This window comes from Clostridium cavendishii DSM 21758 (assembly GCF_900141845.1).
In the GTDB taxonomy this organism is placed as follows: domain Bacteria; phylum Bacillota; class Clostridia; order Clostridiales; family Clostridiaceae; genus Clostridium_AG; species Clostridium_AG cavendishii.
Genome location: NZ_FQZB01000008.1, coordinates 188,410 through 208,591 on the forward strand (window position 1 = coordinate 188,410; position 20,182 = coordinate 208,591).

Annotated in this window: 21 protein-coding genes; 16 read left to right on the plus strand and 5 right to left on the minus strand. The window is 27.7% G+C overall.

The annotated features are described in order from the left end of the window. Window positions 1–15 precede the first annotated feature (15 nt). Both BUB01_RS09470 and BUB01_RS09475 read right to left on the minus strand, forming a co-directional pair. Window positions 16–909, minus strand: coding sequence for a DUF2156 domain-containing protein (locus BUB01_RS09470; RefSeq protein ID WP_072986468.1), 894 nt, complete (start codon window positions 907–909; stop codon window positions 16–18). A 300-nt stretch (window positions 910–1,209) separates the two neighbouring features. Continuing rightward, window positions 1,210–2,379, minus strand: a complete 1,170-nt coding sequence (locus BUB01_RS09475; RefSeq protein ID WP_072986469.1) for a hypothetical protein — start codon at window positions 2,377–2,379, stop codon at window positions 1,210–1,212. Between the two features lie 417 nt (window positions 2,380–2,796). On the opposite strand from BUB01_RS09475, the gene BUB01_RS09480 reads away from it, so the two are divergent. The 9 genes from BUB01_RS09480 to BUB01_RS09520 all read left to right on the plus strand — a co-directional run bounded on the left by BUB01_RS09480 (window position 2,797) and on the right by BUB01_RS09520 (window position 12,209). Beyond that, window positions 2,797–3,126: an ArsR/SmtB family transcription factor gene (locus BUB01_RS09480; protein ID WP_072986470.1), complete on the plus strand. Its 330-nt coding sequence runs from the start codon at window positions 2,797–2,799 to the stop codon at window positions 3,124–3,126. Window positions 3,127–3,160: 34 nt separating this feature from the next. Next, window positions 3,161–3,532 carry an arsenite efflux transporter metallochaperone ArsD gene (gene arsD, locus BUB01_RS09485; RefSeq protein WP_072986471.1) on the plus strand — a complete coding sequence of 124 codons (372 nt, stop codon included), beginning with the start codon at window positions 3,161–3,163 and terminating at the stop codon, window positions 3,530–3,532. Between the two features lie 14 nt (window positions 3,533–3,546). Continuing rightward, complete coding sequence (arsA, locus tag BUB01_RS09490) at window positions 3,547–5,292, plus strand: arsenical pump-driving ATPase (RefSeq protein ID WP_072986472.1); 1,746 nt, start codon at window positions 3,547–3,549, stop codon at window positions 5,290–5,292. A 36-nt stretch (window positions 5,293–5,328) separates the two neighbouring features. Beyond that, complete coding sequence (locus tag BUB01_RS09495; RefSeq protein WP_072986474.1) at window positions 5,329–5,742, plus strand: arsenate reductase/protein-tyrosine-phosphatase family protein; 414 nt, start codon at window positions 5,329–5,331, stop codon at window positions 5,740–5,742. Between the two features lie 30 nt (window positions 5,743–5,772). Beyond that, the gene (gene arsB / locus BUB01_RS09500) at window positions 5,773–6,816 is read left to right on the plus strand and encodes an ACR3 family arsenite efflux transporter (protein ID WP_072986475.1); all 1,044 of its coding nucleotides are present in this window, start codon (window positions 5,773–5,775) and stop codon (window positions 6,814–6,816) included. A 95-nt stretch (window positions 6,817–6,911) separates the two neighbouring features. Then, window positions 6,912–7,928 (plus strand): permease, encoded by a 1,017-nt coding sequence (locus BUB01_RS09505; protein ID WP_072986477.1) that lies wholly within the window; start codon window positions 6,912–6,914, stop codon window positions 7,926–7,928. 54 nt (window positions 7,929–7,982) lie between these two features. Then, on the plus strand, window positions 7,983–8,210 hold the full coding sequence (locus BUB01_RS09510) for a thioredoxin family protein (protein WP_072986479.1): 228 nt from the start codon (window positions 7,983–7,985) through the stop codon (window positions 8,208–8,210). A 558-nt stretch (window positions 8,211–8,768) separates the two neighbouring features. Then, window positions 8,769–9,464 (plus strand): ABC transporter ATP-binding protein, encoded by a 696-nt coding sequence (locus tag BUB01_RS09515; RefSeq protein ID WP_072986481.1) that lies wholly within the window; start codon window positions 8,769–8,771, stop codon window positions 9,462–9,464. 48 nt (window positions 9,465–9,512) lie between these two features. Then, entirely contained in the window at window positions 9,513–12,209 is a 2,697-nt protein-coding gene (locus tag BUB01_RS09520) for an ABC transporter permease (protein ID WP_072986482.1), read from the plus strand. Between the two features lie 190 nt (window positions 12,210–12,399). Here BUB01_RS09520 and BUB01_RS09525 read toward each other — a convergent pair whose 3' ends face one another. Beyond that, on the minus strand, window positions 12,400–13,497 hold the full coding sequence (locus tag BUB01_RS09525; protein WP_072986484.1) for an ArsR/SmtB family transcription factor: 1,098 nt from the start codon (window positions 13,495–13,497) through the stop codon (window positions 12,400–12,402). 164 nt (window positions 13,498–13,661) lie between these two features. Next, the gene (locus BUB01_RS09530; protein WP_072986486.1) at window positions 13,662–13,880 is read right to left on the minus strand and encodes a hypothetical protein; all 219 of its coding nucleotides are present in this window, start codon (window positions 13,878–13,880) and stop codon (window positions 13,662–13,664) included. Between the two features lie 300 nt (window positions 13,881–14,180). Between BUB01_RS09530 and BUB01_RS09535 the strand changes: the two genes are divergently transcribed. From BUB01_RS09535 to BUB01_RS09565, 7 genes are all read left to right on the plus strand, one after another. Then, entirely contained in the window at window positions 14,181–14,714 is a 534-nt protein-coding gene (locus BUB01_RS09535; RefSeq protein ID WP_072986488.1) for a PH domain-containing protein, read from the plus strand. 260 nt (window positions 14,715–14,974) lie between these two features. After that, window positions 14,975–15,193 carry a heavy-metal-associated domain-containing protein gene (locus BUB01_RS09540; protein WP_242958390.1) on the plus strand — a complete coding sequence of 73 codons (219 nt, stop codon included), beginning with the start codon at window positions 14,975–14,977 and terminating at the stop codon, window positions 15,191–15,193. A 338-nt stretch (window positions 15,194–15,531) separates the two neighbouring features. Beyond that, window positions 15,532–16,728, plus strand: a complete 1,197-nt coding sequence (locus tag BUB01_RS09545) for a phospholipase C (RefSeq protein ID WP_072986489.1) — start codon at window positions 15,532–15,534, stop codon at window positions 16,726–16,728. Window positions 16,729–16,909: 181 nt separating this feature from the next. Then, window positions 16,910–17,185: a hypothetical protein gene (locus BUB01_RS09550; RefSeq protein ID WP_072986491.1), complete on the plus strand. Its 276-nt coding sequence runs from the start codon at window positions 16,910–16,912 to the stop codon at window positions 17,183–17,185. Between the two features lie 168 nt (window positions 17,186–17,353). Next, a complete protein-coding gene (locus tag BUB01_RS09555) occupies window positions 17,354–17,647 on the plus strand; it encodes a hypothetical protein (RefSeq protein WP_143152478.1) in 294 nt (97 codons plus the stop codon). Window positions 17,648–17,686: 39 nt separating this feature from the next. Then, window positions 17,687–18,187, plus strand: coding sequence for an NAD(+) diphosphatase (locus tag BUB01_RS09560; protein ID WP_072986495.1), 501 nt, complete (start codon window positions 17,687–17,689; stop codon window positions 18,185–18,187). Between the two features lie 3 nt (window positions 18,188–18,190). Then, window positions 18,191–18,613 carry a DUF6892 domain-containing protein gene (locus BUB01_RS09565; RefSeq protein ID WP_072986497.1) on the plus strand — a complete coding sequence of 141 codons (423 nt, stop codon included), beginning with the start codon at window positions 18,191–18,193 and terminating at the stop codon, window positions 18,611–18,613. Between the two features lie 240 nt (window positions 18,614–18,853). On the opposite strand, the gene BUB01_RS09570 is transcribed toward BUB01_RS09565, so the two are convergent. Next, window positions 18,854–20,011, minus strand: coding sequence for an IS110 family RNA-guided transposase (locus tag BUB01_RS09570; RefSeq protein ID WP_072986498.1), 1,158 nt, complete (start codon window positions 20,009–20,011; stop codon window positions 18,854–18,856). Window positions 20,012–20,182: the final 171 nt, after the last annotated feature.

Below are 20,182 nucleotides of genomic sequence, written 5' to 3' on the forward strand. Positions count from 1 at the left end.
AATTTACAATTCATTCTAAATCTTTAAGCTTGCAAAATATTTTTTTTCAAGTCTTTCAGGGTAGTAAGATAGTTTAGCTTTTCTTAAACCTGGTAAGCCCATGTCTTCTTCCCTATTTATATAAGGTATATCAGGATAAAACATTTCTATAAAGTTCTTGTTTAAAAATGTATAGCTACCGTCATATTCAATATCACATTTTTCAACATGGATTATAGCCATATCCTTTGAGACTTTTTCACCAATTGTAAAACCTACTACCTTATTATCTACGTAAAGAGCTAATGCATCTAAATTTAAAGCGTTTTTATTTATTAAGAGATTACCTATGGCATTGTTTTCATATACTAATTCTTTTGTTTTATTTGATTTTTTATTATACCAAGTATCTGAAAAGGCTAAAACATCGCAAATAGTAAGTTGATCATCTATAGATTTAAGCTCATAGTTATAGGAAGTTTTAAACTTATTATAATGGTTTCTTTTTTTGCTTAGTTTTTTACCTTTTAAGGTTTTAAGTTTATTTCCGTTATAAATATAATCAAAATTATCAAGATCGGCTTCAATATGAAGTTCTTCTTTAAATATTTTTTTGAGTCTTTCTGAAAAATTGGTATCTATAGTTACAAAAAGATAAGGGTTAGAATTTATAGAAGCTAGAAAGGTAACTATCTTTTTTAAGGCTAAGTCATCTAAGGGTTCTTTGGAAACGGGAGCCATAAAACAAGGACCAATTTCAGAATTAGTTACTTTTATAACTAAACAGTCGTAAATTATATTATATTCTATTCCGCATAAATCTTTCCAAAGGTACAAATTTGTAAATGAATAGTCATAAATGAAAAAGGGATAATCGGTCAAAAAAGAGTCAAAAACGTTTTTATCACAAAGCTCTAGTTTCTTAAACATATTAAGCTCTCCTTTGTATACATGAACTTTCGTCCTTAATACAGTATATGGAATAATAAAAACGTTGTTAAATATTTTGCTTAACATTTTTATGATATTGACAAAGAATAAAAAGCATAATTACTTATAAAAATTAAAAAATATCATAGTAGAATAAATACATAAAGTAATAATTTTAATAAAGAAATAAAATATGTTTTAAGATAGTATAATTAAAGACCTTGTGAGAACAAGGCCTTTTTATTATAGGGTAAATTTATTTGAATATTTAGGGAGGATAAATTTCTGTAGTATACTTAATTAATAAACAACAACATTTGAAGAAATAACACCACTTCCAGGACGACCACCAGAAATTACATTATTTGTAGCAGTGTATACTTTGTAGTTTATAGGTCCTTCACTGTCTGCTTGGCCGTTTAATGCAAAGATATAAGGGGAAGTCCACGTTTTAACTACTCCTGTAGTATAGTTAAAATAAGTCACTGTATTATTATATATTTCAATTCTTATTCTTCCATTTGCAGGAGCACAATTTGGCTCAGAGAAAAGTAGTTTTCCACCACCTGCATCGCTTGCATATATAGATAATGTTCCGTTTTCAATTTGAAGTTCAGAGTCATTTGATTGAGTGCCAGCATCTCCACCATATCCGTTGTTAGTACTAGAATCACCTATATTAACAAGAAAACCTGTAGGATTTGCGCCAAAGGCAAACTCATAGGATGCTTTAGTAAATTTAGTACCACCTGTTGGATATAAGTCAGTAGTAGATAAATTTTGATTTGTTGAGAAATAAGGAGAACCAATATTGCTAGTTACACCGGATGATGGTATAAAGGTTACTTTTGTATTTGTTACACCAACTCCAGTACGATTAGAATATTCATTTACAACTCTATTTATTCCAGCATAAATTTTATAGTTAACAGGCCCTTCACTGTCAGCTTGTCCATTTAATGCAAAGATATAAGGTGATGTCCAAGTTTTACTTACTTTAGTAGTATAATTAAAATAAGTTACTGTATTATTTGAAATTTCAATTCTTATTTTTCCATTTGCAGGAGCACAATTTGGCTCAGAGAAAAGAAGTTGTCTCTGGCCAGCATCACTAGCATATATATTTAATGTTCCATTTTCAATCTGAAGTTCAGAGTCATTTGATTGAGTCCCAGAGTCTCCCCCATACCCATCATTAGTGCTAGAATCACCTATATCAACAAGAAAACCTTTTGGGCTAGCACCGAAATTGATATCATATGCTATAATTTTATATTGGTTATTATTATAAGGATTTAAGTCATTAGTTACTATATACTGTTCATTAGGTAACTGTTTTGTTGAAAAATACGGACTAGATAAATTACTGGTGACATTTCCAGCTGCTTTTGCAGTACTTGCTGGAACAAGCATACTAGTTGTTAAAAATGAAAGCGTAATAACAGACAACAATTTAGTAATTCTTTTCATAAAATACTCCTCCTAGATCAATATTATAATAATGGATAAAATAATAATAAAAGGTTTCATAATCTATTTTGTTATCCTCCCCAATAATAGATAACATAATTATTTCATAAAAATAAATAAATGTAAATATATGGAAAATAATTTTGGGATAAAATTTTAAATTAATATTTTGTTATTTAGCCTAAAATTAATAAATTATTTATAGTTTTGTGTTCTTCTTGAATTATAGATATTAATAATTTGGGTATATTAATATTATTTATTGTAACAATAAACGATAAACTTCATAATATTAATATATAGAAATTTGTGTATGTATTAATACACTTAAATAATAAAGATGGTTTGTTTTATTGACTTTATATAGACAATGGTCTATATTATATATAGATGAATATCTATATAAGAGGTGGTTAAATGAAAACTAATTATGAGTATATGGCAAAAATAATTAAAGCACTTTCTGATAGTAATAGGCTAAAAATAATAGATATACTATCTTGTGGTGAAAGATGTGCTTGTGATATTTTGGAATATTTTGATTTTACGCAACCAACACTTTCACATCATATGAAGGTGCTTATGGAATGTGGACTTGTAAATTCTAGAAAAGAAGGTCAATGGAGTCATTATTCTTTAAATAGCTCTAACTGTAATAAATTAGTCTTGTCTATTATGAATCTTATGACGGAAACTGATGACTGTATATGTAAGGATAAGTCTAAAGGTAATTGTAACAAAGCTTAAAAATATTAAGATATAAAAGGAGAGATTTAAGATTATGAAAAAAATGATTATATTTGATCCGGCTATGTGTTGTTCTACAGGAGTATGTGGGCCTAGTATAGACACTGAATTATTGAGAGTAGCTACCGTTTTAAACAGTTTAAAGAAACATGGGATGAGTATTGAAAGATACAATTTAACAAGTAATCCTCAAATGTTTGTAGATAATAAGATTATAAATGAGTTACTTAATTCAGAAGGTATAGATATATTACCTGTAACTATAGTAGATGGAAAGGTAATAAAGACTAAAGCTTATCTAACTAATAAAGAGTTTTGTGAAGCTTTAGAAGTTCCTGAAACTTATTTAAAAACAACTATAGAAATAAAAAAGAAGCAATGTTGCTGTAAAGACGGATGCTGTTAGGAGAGTGAGATTTTATGGAAAGGTTATTTAATACTAAGGATATAGATTTAACAAAGTATTTATTTTTTACTGGAAAAGGTGGAGTTGGAAAAACTTCAACAGCTTGTGCGACTGCTATAAACTTAGCAGATGTTGGGAAAAGGGTAATGCTTGTTAGTACGGATCCAGCTTCAAATTTACAAGATGTTTTTAATAGAACTCTTAATAATAAAGGGGTTCAAATAGAAGAAGTTCCAAATCTTGTAGTTGCAAATTTTAATCCAGAAGATGCAGCAAAAGAGTATAGGGAAAGCGTAGTAGGACCCTTTAGAGGAAAACTTCCAAAGGTAGTTATAAATAATATGGAAGAACAGCTTTCAGGTTCTTGCACTGTTGAAATAGCTGCATTTAATGAATTTTCAACCTTTATAACTGATGAAAAGATAAAAAATGAATTTGATTATATAATTTTTGATACAGCACCTACAGGTCATACTCTTAGAATGCTACAACTTCCATCAGCTTGGAGTAATTTTATTAGTGAAAGTACCCATGGAGCATCTTGTTTAGGGCAACTTTCAGGGCTTGAGGAGAGAAAAGAAGTTTATAAAAATGCAGTAAAAGCTTTAGCAGATAGTGCTATGACTACACTAATATTAGTTTCTAGACCAGAGCTTACTCCTTTAAATGAGGCAGAAAGGGCTTCTAAGGAACTACAAGATTTAGGAATAGATAATCAAATTTTAGTTATTAATGGAGTTCTTAAAGAAGTTAACGATAGCTTATCAACTGCTTTATATGAAAAGCAAAAAAAGGCTCTTTCAGAGATGCCACAGGGGTTAAAAGCTTTAGAACAGTTTACTATTCCATTAAGACCTTATAATATAACAGGACTTGAAAATGTAAGAGCATTTTTGAAGGAAGATAATATTATACTCAGTGATGAAAAATTAGAGATAGAAATAATACCTGAATTTAAAGATATAGTAGATGACTTATATAATACAAATAAAAAAGTTATATTTACAATGGGAAAAGGTGGAGTTGGTAAAACTACTATTGCTGCTAGCATAGCGTTAGGATTATCTAAAAAAGGGAAAAAGGTTCATCTTACAACTACAGACCCAGCAGCACATTTAAAATTTGTTTTAGATGAAAGCTTGGGGATTAGTTTCAGTCATATAGATGAAAAGAAAGAGCTAGAAAACTATAAAGAAGAAGTTTTAAGTAAAGCTAGGATGACTATGACAGAAGAAGATATTGAATATGTGAAAGAAGATTTAAGATCACCATGTACTCAAGAAATAGCAGTGTTTAGAGCTTTTTCTAAAATAGTTGAAAGGTCAGAAAATGAAATAGTGGTTATAGATACAGCGCCTACAGGGCATACCTTACTGTTGTTAGATTCTACTGAAAGCTACCATAGAGAAATATCACGTTCTCAAGGTGATATTCCAGAGTCAGTTAGAAAATTACTTCCAAAGTTAAGGGATGAAAATTCTACAGAAGTAATAATCGTAACTTTAGCAGAGGCTACACCAGTATATGAAGCTATGAGATTAGAAGCTGATTTAAAAAGAGCAGGTATTAGTAGCAAATGGTGGATAATAAATTCAAGCATGTATGCAGCAAATACTACTAATGAAATATTAAAAGCTAAAGCTAGTAATGAAGTTAAGTGGATTAATAAGGTTAATGAAATATCTAAAGGAAATTTTGCCTTAGTTGAGTGGAAAGCAGAAGACATTAAGGGTGAAAAACTTTTAGATTTAGTAAAATAACAAAAGAAAATTAAGGATTAGAGAGGAAGATATTTTATGAAGCCAAAGGTTGCATTTATATGTGTTCATAATTCTTGTAGATCTCAAATGGCAGAAGCACTAGGAAAGCTTTTTTATAGTGAGATTTTTGAAAGTTATTCAGCTGGAACGGAGCTTAGAGATACTATAAATCAAGATGCTGCTAGAATAATAAAAGAGCTATATAAGATAGATATGAATGAAACTCATAAATCAAAGCTTTTAACAGAAATTCCAGAGGTAGATATAGTTATAAAAATGGGCTGTAACGTAATATGTCCATTTTTACCTGCAAGGCATATAGAAGACTGGGGATTAGAAGACCCTACAGGAAAAGATGATAAAGAGTTTATAAAAACTGCAAGAACAATTGAAGAAAAGCTTAAAGATTTAGCAATGAGAATACAAAATAATAAGATTAATTTAAAATAAAAATATTAAACAAACAAGGAGGGAGTATGCTTGGGAAATAGACATTCAAGACTATCCTTTTTAGATAGGTATCTAACACTTTGGATATTTATAGCTATGGCTTTAGGCATAGGGATTGGATACTTAGTACCTCAAACAGCAACGCTTTTATCAAAGTTATCTATAGGTACTACTTCAATTCCAATAGCTATTGGCTTAATAGTTATGATGTATCCACCCCTTGCGAAGGTAAATTATAGAGAGCTTCATAAGGTTTTTAAAAATCCTAAGATTTTAGGCTTATCCTTAATTCAAAACTGGCTTATAGGACCAGTACTTATGTTTATATTAGCTATGGTTTTCTTAAGAGCGGATTCAGCCTTAATGACAGGACTTATACTTATAGGTCTTGCTAGATGTATAGCTATGGTTATAGTCTGGAATAGCTTAGCAGATGGAGATAGTGAATATGCAGCAGCTTTAGTTGCCTTTAATTCAATATTCCAGGTTGTATTTTACTCTATATTTGCTTATATTTTCATAACAGTACTGCCACCTATATTTGGATTAACAGGCTATAAGGTTAATATATCTATGGCTGATGTGGCCTTGTCAGTAGCAATATATTTAGGAATTCCATTTTTCTTAGGAATGCTTACTAGATTATTTTTAGAGCCTAAAATGGGAAAAGAGTGGTATAAGGAAAAATTTATACCTAAAATAAGTCCTTTAGCTTTAATAGCATTATTATTTACTATAGTAGTAATGTTTACTTATAAAGGACAATATATAATAGAGCTTCCATTAGAAGTTATAAAGGTAGCTATTCCATTATTAATTTACTTTATAATAATGTTTTCAGTATCCTTTTATATAAGCTATAAATCTAATATTGATTATAACAAAACAGTAACTTTAGCTTTTACAGCTGCAAGTAATAACTTTGAACTTGCAATAGCGGTAGCAGTAGCTGTATTTGGAATAGAGTCAAAAGAAGCATTTGCAGCAGTAATAGGACCTTTAGTAGAAGTTCCTGTCATGATAGGGCTTGTAAATGTAGCATTGCATTGGAGAAAGAAATATTTTAGTAAATAATTAATTGAAGAACAACAAATATTTTATAAAGAAATATACATTAAACACTTTCTTTTATAAATATGAGATAAAAAATAGTAAGGATGTGATTAATAATGGAGGTTATATCAAATATATTTGAAGCTCTTAATAATCAATTATTGAAGATGAATTGGTTATCGGAATTAGTAAGAAAGTTAGTAGAAGATGTTTTTGGTCTATCGATTAAAGAAAGACTAGGGGGAAGCATACATTTTTTCATATATGATACTATAAAGATATTTATATTATTATCGGTACTTATTCTTATAATATCTTATATCCAAAGCTATTTTCCTCCAGAGAGAACCAAGAAAATCCTAGGCAACATAAAGGGGATAAAAGGAAATATATTAGGTGCATTACTTGGTACAATCACACCATTTTGTAGTTGTTCAAGTATTCCTTTGTTTATAGGTTTTACATCAGCTGGGTTACCTATTGGAATAACTTTCTCATTTTTGATTTCTTCACCTTTAGTTGATTTAGCTTCTTTTCTTTTATTAATGTCTTTCTTTGGTGCAAAGATTGCTACTGCTTATGTAATTGTAGGTTTAATACTTGCAGTTATAGGTGGAACTATTATTGATAAGTTAAAACTTGAAAAGTATGTAGAAGGCTATGTAAAAGAAATAGAAAATGTAGATGCTGAGATAATAGAATTAACTAGAGAAGAAAGAATATCCTATGCAAAGGATCAAGTAAGTCAAATAGTTAAGAAGGTATGGCTATATGTATTTATAGGCGTAGGAATAGGTGCAGCAATACACAATTGGATACCACAATCTATAATTGAAAATTCTATTGGCATAAACAATCCATTTTCAGTGCTTATTGCAACTTTAGTTGGAATACCAATGTATGCAGATATATTTGGTACACTCCCAATAGCAGAAGCATTATTTAACAAAGGTGTAGGAATTGGTACAGTATTATCCTTTATGATGGCTGTAACAGCACTTTCACTTCCATCAATTATAATGCTTAGTAAGGTTGTAAAACCAAAACTACTAGGAATATTTGTTGCAATTGTAGCAGTAGGAATAATGATAATAGGATATTTATTTAATGCTTTTGGATATTTACTTATATAAATCTAAAGAGCAATAATAAGAATAAAATATAATGATATAAGGAGTTGTGTAAATATGATAATTAAAGTATTAGGATCAGGATGTACAAATTGTAAGAGATTAGAGGAGAATACAAAAAAGGCAGTAGAAGAATTAAATATAGATGCCACTATTGAGAAGGTTACAGATATTAAGGATATTATGAAATATGGAGTTATGAGAACTCCAGCACTTGTAATTGATGAAAAGGTTAAATCTTATGGAAGGGTTCTAACAACAGAAGAGATTAAAAAGTATCTATAATAATCTAATTAAATAGAATAAAAAGTTTTAGGTGTATCAAATTTTGATACACCTAAAACTTTTTATTACCTATGATTCTATTTTACATAATTATTTGTAATAAACAATAAAAAATGTGGTTATCTATTTCAAATTTAGATTTGTATAGTTTTAGGTAGAGGAATTAATTTTAAATTTTGTAACATATATAAATAAAACTTGAATCATATTGGTGAAAATATTGAATAATACATATAAAATTTAATAATGACAATTTATGAGATAAAAACGACATATTAGTGGAAAAAATGTATTATTTTGAAAACAAAGCTTTTAATATAGTATAATTATGTTATCATTTACATATATATTGCAATTTAAAATCTACATTTATATTAATACCTTATTAAGCACAAAAATAAAGCTGATATTAAATTTAATTTATAGAAAGCATATTACAACATATATATTAAAAAATAACTTTGGGGATAGAAATGAAAAGTAAAAAAAGACACATAGATTAATTGAGAAACTATACAGAATATTTGAAAAACTATAAAAAAGAATGGAGAGTATAATATGGAAGTGTTGAGAGCAGAAAATCTAATTAAAAGTTATGGAAAGAATGAGGCGAAGGTAAACGCCGTAAATGGAATCAATCTAACTATAAATAAAGGAGAATTTGTAGCTATAGTAGGCCCTAGTGGTTCTGGTAAAAGTACTCTTTTGCATTTATTAGGTGGAGTTGATAACCCAACTAAAGGTAAGGTTTATATTGATGGTATAGATATATATGGATTAAAAGAAAATGAATTATCTGTACTTAGAAGAAGAAAGATAGGATTTATTTTTCAATATTACAATCTTATACCAGTTTTAAATGCAAAGGAAAATATATTGATACCTGTTTTGTTAGATCATAAGAAAGAGGATGCAGAATACATAGAAGAACTTATGGAAGTACTAGGACTTCAGGATAGAAAAAATCACCTTCCTTCTCAACTTTCAGGAGGACAACAGCAAAGAGTTGCAATAGGTAGAGCACTTGCAAATAAACCTTCAATAATATTAGCGGACGAGCCTACAGGAAATTTAGATTCAAAGAATTCTAAGGAAATATTAGAACTTTTAAAATTGTCAGTAAAGAAATTTAATCAAACTTTAGTGATTATAACACATGATTTAAATCTAGCAAAACAGGCAGATAGAATAATAAAAATATCAGATGGGAAAATCTTTAGTGATGAATATAACTATGTAGAGGAGGTATTGTAATCATTTAGTTTTTTACAATATTCAGTATCTTTAGAGGGAGATGAAAGAATGAAGGGATATTTGGGGTTAGCTAATAGAAATTTAATAAGGCATAAGAAAAATACTTTAGTATGCATTATAGGAATAATGATAGGTGCAATAATTATGACAACTACTAGTATAATCTATAATGCTGAAAGGAATACATTTTCAGATACTCTAAAAAGTGCTATAGGTCTTTATGACATTAAATTTGTAGATCTTAATAAAGATCAAGTTGAAAAATTAAAACATGATGGAAGGCTTAGCAATACTGCTCTTTATAAGCAAATAGGAGTTTCTGAAATGCATACAGAAAGTGGTGGTAAGAAATGCTATAACGTATTAGCTTTAAGTGATGATGCGTATAAAAATGTATTTAAATTAGACATCATACTTGGAAGAATACCTGAAAATGGTAATGAAATTCTTGTTGATAGTTCTGTTATCACAACGATTAAGGGTAATATACGAATAGGTGATAATATTGATATTGATGTTATGTCTGGACAAGTTGATGTAGATGATTTAAATTTTGTTAATGAGTATAAGACAAATCCAATTCCTTATAAAATGCAATCTATTATAGAAAAAAGAGAAAAGAAAACCTATAAGGTAGTAGGGATTTTTCAATCATCAGAAGAATATAAGTATCAAGCTACTAATATGTTTACCAAATTAAATGATGAAGATATTAAGTCTATGAGTAAATTAGATTTATTTGCTTCGGTTAAAATTACAGGTATAGAAGGATCTGTAGCTAACGATTTAGGAATTAGATATGGTGCTAAAACCATGTTTACACCATTACCTCAAGGATATATAAAGTCTCAAGTTAAATTTATTAATACTGATGGTGCTAAAATAGATGGAAGTATAGGTATTTTGGGTGGAATTCTTGTAATGTCTATTGTTTTAATATTTGTGTTTGGAATTATATACAATGCATTTAACATATCTATAGCTGAAAGATTAAAACAATTTGGTATGCTTAGGGCTATAGGTGCTAAAAGATCACAAATAGGTGTAATTATTTTTTATGAGGCAATTGTAGAGTATATAATAGGAATTATATTAGGTGTAACTTTGGGTTTAATAAATACAAAAGTATTACTAGCGATATTTGAGAAAGTGTTTAAACTAGATTTTTCTTATATAAAAGTAGGGTTGGATTTTTATAAAATAATTTTTATTTTACTAACAATGCTAATTATTGTAATGTTAGCAGCGTATAGAGCCTTATTTAAAGATATAAAATTATCACCAATACAATCTATGAATGAAGGTATATTGTTAGATACTGCACAAATAACTAGTATAGAAAATAATAAAAAAATAAATAGGATAAATAAGATATTTAACATTGAAGGAGAATTATCTTATAAAAATCTTTCAAGAAATAGAATAAGAAATAAGACATGTTTAAAATCAATAGCTATAAGTATGATATTAATAATGTTCTTTTTTGGACAAATGTCATTTTATAAAATTCAAGAAAATAATATTATGCCATCAAATAATTGGGATATTAAATATTCAAAGTTTAATAAACCAATCCTTGATAAAGATATTTCTAATTTGAAAAGTATTTCTGGGGTTGAGAATGTATATACTGATAGAATAATTTCAATCGGACTACCAATGGAAAAGAATAAGATTAACAATGAAATATTAGCTGGGATTAAAAGTTTTAGTGAAACTTTAGGCTTTCCTAAAAGTGAATATAAAAACTATTGTATATTGAAAACTTTATTTAGGTCAGTAGATGAAAATACATTAAATGCATATAAAGATAATTTGAAGGTTGGAGAACTTAATTATAGTAAGCTTAAAGAAGATGGAATAATTCTTGTAAGTTCAGGTACTTCAAAAGTTGCTATAAATAGAGGGGCGACTGGAATAGAGTATATGTTTAATGACGTAGAAAAAGTAGTAGACGTAAAAGTAGGAGATAAAGTAAGAATACCATTAAGAGAAAAATTTACTAGTGGTGATGATATGAGTCGTTATTTTAATAGTGGTGAGGTTTATACATCAAAGTTTAAGGAGTTTACTGTAGTTGGTATAGTAAATAAAGACTCGTTACTAGATGCAATTAATGATAAAGATGTAGAGAATTTAACCAGAGAACAGTTAACATTTATAACAGCAAATGAGGCTTTTTTGAAAAATAACGTTAATGGATCAAATGAGATTGATATTAAAACTAATGCTAGTGGAGATAGAGAAAAAACAGTAAATTCTATAAGGGAGTATGCAGCTAGTAATTATGATAGATATACTGATTTTTATGCTAAAAAAGTAAAGTTCAAAGAGGATACTAATAAATCTTTATGTTGGGATATTAATTTTGAAATAAATATATTAATCATAGTTATTATTAATATTATAAATACATTTAATGCTAATATTTTAGTAAGGAGGAAAGAATTAGGAGCGTTAAGAGCTATAGGAACTACTCAGAAGCAGCTCGATAAGATGCTATTATTAGAAACTGTATTTTTGGCATTAACAGCATCAGGATTTGGATTAGTACTTGGAGCATTACCAGCTTATCTTTCTCAAATGAGCATGAAAAATTTAAATAAAAACACTCATGTTATATTTGCGATAATTATACCTTTAACTATAATTGCTGCAATAATTATATGTATTTTAAGCACTATTCATCCAATTAGAAAACTTAAAAATTTTAGTATAGTTGATAATATTAGAAATGAAGAATAAATAAATTTATTTAATGAGCACTTAAGTTGTGTAAAGAATGACTTAAGTGCTTATTTATTAAGGGAACTCCTATTCACTAACGTTCATAGGAGTAAGTTCAAATTACTAAATTTAAAATTTAGATTTTCACTTAAAATCAAAGCTTTAGAATTTCACTTAAGTTCAAATTGGCCAAACTTAAATTTGGACTCTATTTAAGTGTATTGTTTTCAGTAGAAAAGTTCAAATCTAACTTTAAGCTATCAATAGAATCTTGTAATAATTCTGTGTTAAGTTCATATACAAGAGAATTATTTATTTTATTTAATTTAATGATGTCACAGGCTAATAAGTTTTTTACATGATAAGATACTGTATTTATTGAAACGTTAGTTTTTTCTGATATTTCTTTTAAAGATTTAGTTCCATTTATTATATGAATTAAAACTTTATATCTTGTTTCATCACCAAGGTTTTTAAATATAGCTATTCTTTGTTTTAATTTATTTTCATCTTCTTCTTTTAATTTTTTACATATCTCTTCTGAATTTAGTCCCCAAGCTAAATATGGAATTTTTGAACTTCCAATTAAACAGATTTGATACTTAAAAAAGGCACTTACTACTAGATTGATTTCATTTTTATCTAATAAATTCTTTCCTAAAACCCCATTAGTAATACTAATTAAGCCATCTATTCCTTGTGTTTCAAGAATTTCTATAAGTCTTTCGCCACAAGTTTTTACATTAGCTTCATATTGCTTATAAAATTCATTAAAAATTGGTTCTATATTTCTCATTAAGTTTATATAAGATTTTAGTTTTTTTATAGGTTCTTGAACTATACAAAATAAATTCCACTTTGTTTCACCATTAAGAGAAGATGAGTTTATAACTTCTATAACACTATTTTTATCTTGTGAGATATCTAAGGCAGAAGCCATTAATTTTTCATCGTAATAACTTTGATTTTCACTTATTAATATATGGTAAATAAGAGACGTAACTATCTGGTTATCATTTAGGCTTTCTAATAGCTTTATATAGTCATCAATATTTTTATAATTTAAAATATCATAGGTTTTAATTAAGCATAAGCTAAAGGGAAAGTCATTCATATAAAATTTTTCTATATCTTTTTTATATTTTTCAAGTTGATTTTGAATATTTAAGATTAAATTACTTTCTAGGGCATCTTCTAGGAGTTCAAGATTACAGTCGTCAAAATCTTTTTTAGTATATAATGAAAGTTTAGGAAAGTTTAAAAAGTCATAAATTTTACTACTTTCATAATAAAATTCATATTTCATATAATGCCACATCCTATCTATAGAATTTTAATTTATATATTAAATATTATATATAAATATTTTTACATTTTAAAGATAATACAAAAATGATATAAATAAAAACAATATCATTTAAAGCGTTAATGTTTCCTATAATAATTACAAAAAGAGTAGGTATTAGGATTCTAAAGCCTATAACCTGGGAAGGTAATCCAAGCTAAGGATATAGTATCTAAGTTATTAATAAATATAGGACCAGAATAATCTAAATCCTTTTTTACAGAATCTCTTTCTTTAAGTATATCCTTATTAGGAGAATTTTGCACCATATTAGTATTATTTTTTGCAGTTTCATTATTTGAATTAGATAATTGTTCAGTAAATAAAGTTTTATTGGTTTCCATATTAATACACCCCCTTAATATAAATATATTATAATAATATATTTATATTATTTCAATACGTTTTAATATAAATATATTAATAAATTATTTTTGAAAATTATATTGATATGTTTATATTAAAAATATGTGCTAATATAATTGCCTTTATTGATTTAATTAAAATATAAAAAACTAAGTGACAGTTCGTATATTAAAAATGACATTTTAAAAGATAAATATATGTATTTAAAAGAAACATATTAAACAATAAAATGGATTGTTATATACTATATATAAAGGGATAATTTGGGGAGGATAAAGATGGAAAAGATAGAAATTGAAAAGGATATGCATATTGCAGATGTAAAGGCTGTTGTAGAAAGTGTTTTAGAAAAGGAAGAAGTAATTACAAATGATATTTTTGCAAGGAATATGGGAGCAAGGGGAGCGGCTACTGCTATAGGATTATTAACTGGAGTTATGACAAGCTATGATGGTACAGCTCTTGAGTACAGAATTATTTTAACAAATAAAAGAGTTATTTTAGTTGGTGAAGTTGGATATTTGAATTTATTAACAGGGATTACTATTATAGATTATAACGAAATTAAAGCTATAAAAGTAGATAGAGAAGATACACCAAAAAACATAATTATTGAGTTAAATGATGGTAAATACTATACTTTAGAAGTAAAACAAGAAGAAAAAAGTATTCAAGCTATTAAAGAAGTTGAAAATAAGATAGCAAACAAGGATCATAAATATAAATATCCAACAGTACAAAAAGTTTTAATAGGTGTATTTATTGGACTGATGATTATTATTGTTGTAGGATTAGTAAAAAATTTAGTTTAGAGATTATATAAAATTAAAAAAATAGACATTTAAGTTAATAGATATTTAATCTATCAGTTAGAGATATAGGAAGAACCTTTTTCTTTATAATGCACCTCAATAAAAAATATTTCATCGCAAGATGTTATAGCTATCTAAGTTTAAATGCAATTTAATATGTACTAATTGTGAATTGTTAAAATAAAATATAATAGATAGGAATTATTAAAGTTTATATGTAGTTATTGAATCTTAAATATTTAATGAGAAGGTGAAATATTTTGATTAAAAAAAGAATCTTAATTGAGGGTATGAGCTGTGAGCATTGTGTCAATCATGTTAGGAAGGTATTGCAAAAACTTGAAGGAGTCACAAAAATAGAGGTAAACTTAAAAGGGAATTTTGCAATTATTGAAGCAGCGGATAATGTAAGGGATGGAGAAATAGAGTTTGCTATTGATAATGCCGGATATGAGGTACTTGTAGTAGAAACGCTTTAAGTGAGAATCCAAATTTTAATTTGGGTATTCGAACTTACTCATTCGAATGAATATGAGAAGGAGTTTCCTTTAGGTATACATCCAAATCTTAGATTTGGTTAATGCGAACTTACTCATAATTATTTTTAAACCAGTGTATGAAAAATACAGTGGTTTATTTTTGATATTAGATATTTATAATACTTATTATGTTGTGTAAGGAATTTACAAATAAGCGTTTATTACAAAAAATCGAGCGTTTATTATATATTTATCGATTTTTATAGTTTTTTTTTATAAGATATTTTTAAGATTCATTAACTAATTATAAATATTTAAAAAACGAGGGGGATGTAATTATGAACAAAAAACTAAAACTTTTAACTTTATCATTAACTACTATTTCAATGCTTAATTGTAGTACTATTGTTAATGCATGGGATAGTAGGGAAGATGCAACAGTTATGGATACACATAAGATGATTGCGGTACAAGCTTTAAAACTTATTGAAAATGATATGAAAGCGGATACAAAAGTAAATGCTAATTTGGAATTGCTTAAAAAGAATATCCTGAGTTATCAAAAGGGAGCAATAGCTCCAGACTTTGGAGTTGTTGGTGTTGATAGGGATTATGAGTTATATCAAGATCATTTTTATGATCCAGATAGTGGTGATAATTTTACAGCTAATATAACTTATCCATTTTACAAAGTTCCGGATACTGCAGAATCTCAAATTAGAAATTATTTTAGCCAAGCTTTAGCAACTTGGAAAGATGGAGATTATGCACAAGCATCTTATTTATTAGGAAAAGCTATACACTATTTTGGAGACATTAATCAACCACATCATGCATTAAATTGGACAGGCGGTCCTGGAACCGCACACACAAATTTTGAAGGTTATATTGAAAGTGTAAAAGATAAATTTAAAATAAATACTATTGGTAATGATAAATCAGAGTATACTTTAAACAATGATAAGCCTATATTAGAATTTTTAACTATTCAAGCTAATAAGTATGCTAGACTTTCTAAGAGTTTAGCTCCTAAGGTTTCTATGAAAAATTCCTATACTGAATGGGAAGATGCTGCAAGTATATCTTTAAGTAACGCCCAAAAAGGTATGGCGGTTATGGTGTATAGATTCTTAGAAGAAGTATCTAAGAATACAACATCTGTTGTAAATAATAAAATAGGTAAATTCCATGTAGTTTTAACTACAGATTCCGAAAAAGATTCTGGAACAGATGATTATGTTTATTTTGGTATCAACTTTAAAAATGGTAAAAATGTAGAGTTTGAATGTAATCTACCAGGAAACGACTTTAAGACAGGAACTACTGGTTCTTATCAATTTGATATAGAAGATCCTAATTTAATCGTATCTGATATTGAAAAAGTTTATATTCGTAAACAAAAATATATGGGTGATGATTTAAAGCTTAAAAAGGCTTTGGTTTATATTGGGGGACAAAGAGTTGTAAATAATGATGTTAATTCGTGGCTAAAAGGGAATGTTACTTATAATATTGATTTGAATAAAGCCAAATAAAATAAGATATGAAGTAAAATAATTATAAAAACTAAAAGTAGATATGCTTTATCTATTTTTAGTTTTTTTTCAACTGTAGTAGAAAATATAATATATATAACAATAAGTAAAAATGTGATAAAATTATACATAAAAGAATAATAAAAATTGACAAATTATAAGTAAAATATAGAATGGAAATTTGCTTAAAGCTATAGAGTATTTAAGTGAAAGCCTTAATAAAGATGATGAGCTTATTACTCTAGAAAAAAAGTATAAAAAGCGTTTTATAGATGCAAGTGAAAAGTATAAAATTGCAACGGAGGATCATTGGATTAAAGACATAATAAGTTGCTATTTTGATTATTTTCGCTATGTTTTAACTAGTAATTCGGTGGAAAAAGCTGAGGAAGATTTATTTTTAAAGCTTTTAAAATTAGTTGGAGATAAAAGGCTTTCTACTTTAGATGAGATATAAGAAAAACTAGAAGGTATATTTAAAGAAAAGGGATATTCATTTTTAGGTGGAGTAACTACTCCATATAGGGGCCCATATATTTGGAAGACTACAATAAAAAAAGAGTTTAAAGTATCAATATCTAATAATAGGCAAAATGTAGTTGTATATTTTATTTCTGATTTTTTGATGTTAGGATGGTTACATTTTGCTACAATGGGAAAACATTATCCAGGGGGATGGGCTAAGCCAGAAGGATTATATTATGTTAACAATGAAAATAAGGAAATAGATACAAATTCTATTGATTTTCAGGTATGGTTTTTAAAGCATGAAGCTCAGCATTTAAGTGATTATAAAAGTTTCCCTAATTTAAAGACTATAGATTTAGGGTATAGGGCGAAGCTTGTAGAGCCTATATATCATACTGAAAAACATAAGATAATAGGGAAGTTTAAAGATGAAACAGAGGGTGTAATTTAATAATTTTTTAAAAAGTATATATAAAGGAAGAAGAAAAATATGAAATTTATTCATTGTCCATATTGTGGAGAAAAGTTAGATAAAAAAAGTATTGGTGATGAGGGAGTGGTACCTTATTGTAATAACTGCGAAATGCCAATTTTTGATTTAATGTATACCTGTATTTTAACATTAGTTATAAATGAATTTAATGAAATAGCATTAATACGACAAGAGTATATATCTAAAACAAATTATGTTTGTGTTGCAGGTCATATTAAGCCAGGTGAAGATGCTGAAAATACAGTTATTAGGGAAGTGAAAGAAGAATTAGGCTTAGATGTGGTTAATGCTAGATATATAAAAAGCTACTATTATGAAAAAAAGGACATGTTAATGTTAGGCTTTGTGTCAAAGGTGAAAAAGGATAGCTTTAATATATCTAGTGAAGTAGATGAAGCACAATGGTTTTCCATTGATGAAGCTTTAGTGAATCTAAAAGACGCAAGCATAGCTATTAAGTTATTGAAAGATTATTTAAAAGAATATAATAAGGAGTAAAAAATGGATAAGCATATTGATAAAACGGGTCTTTTTGAAGATTTTAATTTTAAATTAGTAGTAATAGATGCTTTATTAGATAAAGAGCCTTCCTTTAAAAGCCAGTTAGAAGATTTATCTGAAAAGTATACAAAAAATTATGAGTGGTATAGTGGAAAAGAGCCTATTAAAGAGATGTTAGAGTTCTTTTCAGAATTAAATATTGAACAAAAAGATTTAGAAAAGGTTACAGAGTTATGTTTTGATGGGGGAAATGAAATTTATTTTTATATTAAGCCAGATTGGGATGGAGAAGGTTCATTTTTTGATATTAACTCAGTAAAGGGTTTTGAACATATTAAAAATTTAAAATCTGTAGATTATATAAGCATGGCAGATGAAAAAGTTTTAGAGCCTATGAAAGAATGTGGAATTATTATTGAATAAAAGATATATACAGTGAATTCAGTTTCGAATTCACTTTTTTTATTCTGAGATAAGAATTGGAAATACTAGCTTGTAGCAATATAATGTAATAAGACAGACTCTCTGCCCTAAGACCAGCTATGTGAAGTCAATAGTTTTAATAAAAGATATTCTAAATTTTCAAATGGGTAGTGTAACTATTTAAAGGCACAATAAATAAACTGTTAAATTGATAAAAATTAACAGTTGGTGTTATAAGGATTAGGATATAGATTCATAGTCCTTATTATCTCTCAAAATAGCATAAACAATATGTGTAAGCTTATGAGCTACCGCTCCAACGGCAGTGAGGTGGTGCTTACCTTCATTACGTTTTTTTATGTAGTAATCATTAAGTGGACTTTCATGTAAAGTACAAGTTGAAGCACATAGAAATAAAGCTCTTCTAAGATATGGAGAACCACGCTTGGACATTTTATTGTTATTAGCTAAAAATTGGCCTGATTGTTTAACTGTTGGATCAATTCCGGCATAAGCACTTTTAAACCTCTTAACATCACCAATTTCGCTAAGTATAATAGCAGCAGTCACTTTACCTATTCCAGGAATAGATTCAAGATGACTATCGAATTGGGAATAGTAAAATTCTATTTCATCATCTAAATCACTAATCTGACTTTCTATAAATAATACTTGATTTATAAGTTGTTTAAGTTGAAATTTAAAAGCATTCTGAGCAAATTTTATACCGAAAGTATTTTTAGCAGCATTTTGTATTTTCTCGGCTTTAGCAAGGCCAAGCTGACCACGGCTATGTTCTTTTAGAAATTCAGCAAGGTTATTAATATCAATCCTAAGAATATCTTCAGGTGTTGAATATTTTTCTAAAAGCTTTTTAGAACTTATACCCCATGTATCAGAAAAAAGCTTTTCATATTCAGGGAAAACTTGATCAAGTACAGTAATAATCCTACATTTAAGTTCAGAAACACTATCGACTAAAGACAGTCTATATCTACATAATTGACGTAAAGAAAGAATTTTTTCATCAGCTAATTGAGTAGTTGTAAATCTCCCAAATCTAATAACTTCAGCTATAATAAAAGAATCTTTAGTATCATTTTTAGTTTGACGAATATATAAGTTTCTAAAACTATCAGATTGTATAGGATTTATAACATTAATTACATATCCTTTTTCTAAGAGAAAAGAATAAAGGGAAAGCCAGTAATGACCAGTAGCTTCAAGACCAAAAATAACATTTGAATCACCAATGCTTTTTTTAATTTGTTCAATAAGTTTATTAGCTCCATCATGTGAATTGGTAAATTTAATGGACCTACCTATAATGACCCCAGTTTTATCGATTATAGTAGCTTCATGATTATTTTTACCAATATCAATACCAACAATATACATTAAAAACATCTCCTTTAAATACTAGATAGAATCCTCTATACAATGCAAGCTACATCCTGGTTAGATGTACGAAGAATTATAATAATATAATCAACATCCAGCTTATACGCAATATCTCGCAGAGATGAGGTAACAGTCTTAGGCACGAGGTCAAAGATGCCTCAAGGGGGC

Coding starts and splice junctions, on each gene's coding strand:
- BUB01_RS09470 (WP_072986468.1), bottom strand. CDS start 909: ATGTTTAAGAAACTAGAGCTTTGTGATAAAAACGTTTTTGACTCTTTT.
- BUB01_RS09475 (WP_072986469.1), bottom strand. CDS start 2,379: ATGAAAAGAATTACTAAATTGTTGTCTGTTATTACGCTTTCATTTTTA.
- BUB01_RS09480 (WP_072986470.1), top strand. CDS start 2,797: ATGAAAACTAATTATGAGTATATGGCAAAAATAATTAAAGCACTTTCT.
- arsD (WP_072986471.1), top strand. CDS start 3,161: ATGAAAAAAATGATTATATTTGATCCGGCTATGTGTTGTTCTACAGGA.
- arsA (WP_072986472.1), top strand. CDS start 3,547: ATGGAAAGGTTATTTAATACTAAGGATATAGATTTAACAAAGTATTTA.
- BUB01_RS09495 (WP_072986474.1), top strand. CDS start 5,329: ATGAAGCCAAAGGTTGCATTTATATGTGTTCATAATTCTTGTAGATCT.
- BUB01_RS09505 (WP_072986477.1), top strand. CDS start 6,912: ATGGAGGTTATATCAAATATATTTGAAGCTCTTAATAATCAATTATTG.
- BUB01_RS09510 (WP_072986479.1), top strand. CDS start 7,983: ATGATAATTAAAGTATTAGGATCAGGATGTACAAATTGTAAGAGATTA.
- BUB01_RS09515 (WP_072986481.1), top strand. CDS start 8,769: ATGGAAGTGTTGAGAGCAGAAAATCTAATTAAAAGTTATGGAAAGAAT.
- BUB01_RS09520 (WP_072986482.1), top strand. CDS start 9,513: ATGAAGGGATATTTGGGGTTAGCTAATAGAAATTTAATAAGGCATAAG.
- BUB01_RS09525 (WP_072986484.1), bottom strand. CDS start 13,497: ATGAAATATGAATTTTATTATGAAAGTAGTAAAATTTATGACTTTTTA.
- BUB01_RS09530 (WP_072986486.1), bottom strand. CDS start 13,880: ATGGAAACCAATAAAACTTTATTTACTGAACAATTATCTAATTCAAAT.
- BUB01_RS09535 (WP_072986488.1), top strand. CDS start 14,181: ATGGAAAAGATAGAAATTGAAAAGGATATGCATATTGCAGATGTAAAG.
- BUB01_RS09545 (WP_072986489.1), top strand. CDS start 15,532: ATGAACAAAAAACTAAAACTTTTAACTTTATCATTAACTACTATTTCA.
- BUB01_RS09555 (WP_143152478.1), top strand. CDS start 17,354: ATGTTAGGATGGTTACATTTTGCTACAATGGGAAAACATTATCCAGGG.
- BUB01_RS09560 (WP_072986495.1), top strand. CDS start 17,687: ATGAAATTTATTCATTGTCCATATTGTGGAGAAAAGTTAGATAAAAAA.
- BUB01_RS09565 (WP_072986497.1), top strand. CDS start 18,191: ATGGATAAGCATATTGATAAAACGGGTCTTTTTGAAGATTTTAATTTT.
- BUB01_RS09570 (WP_072986498.1), bottom strand. CDS start 20,011: ATGTATATTGTTGGTATTGATATTGGTAAAAATAATCATGAAGCTACT.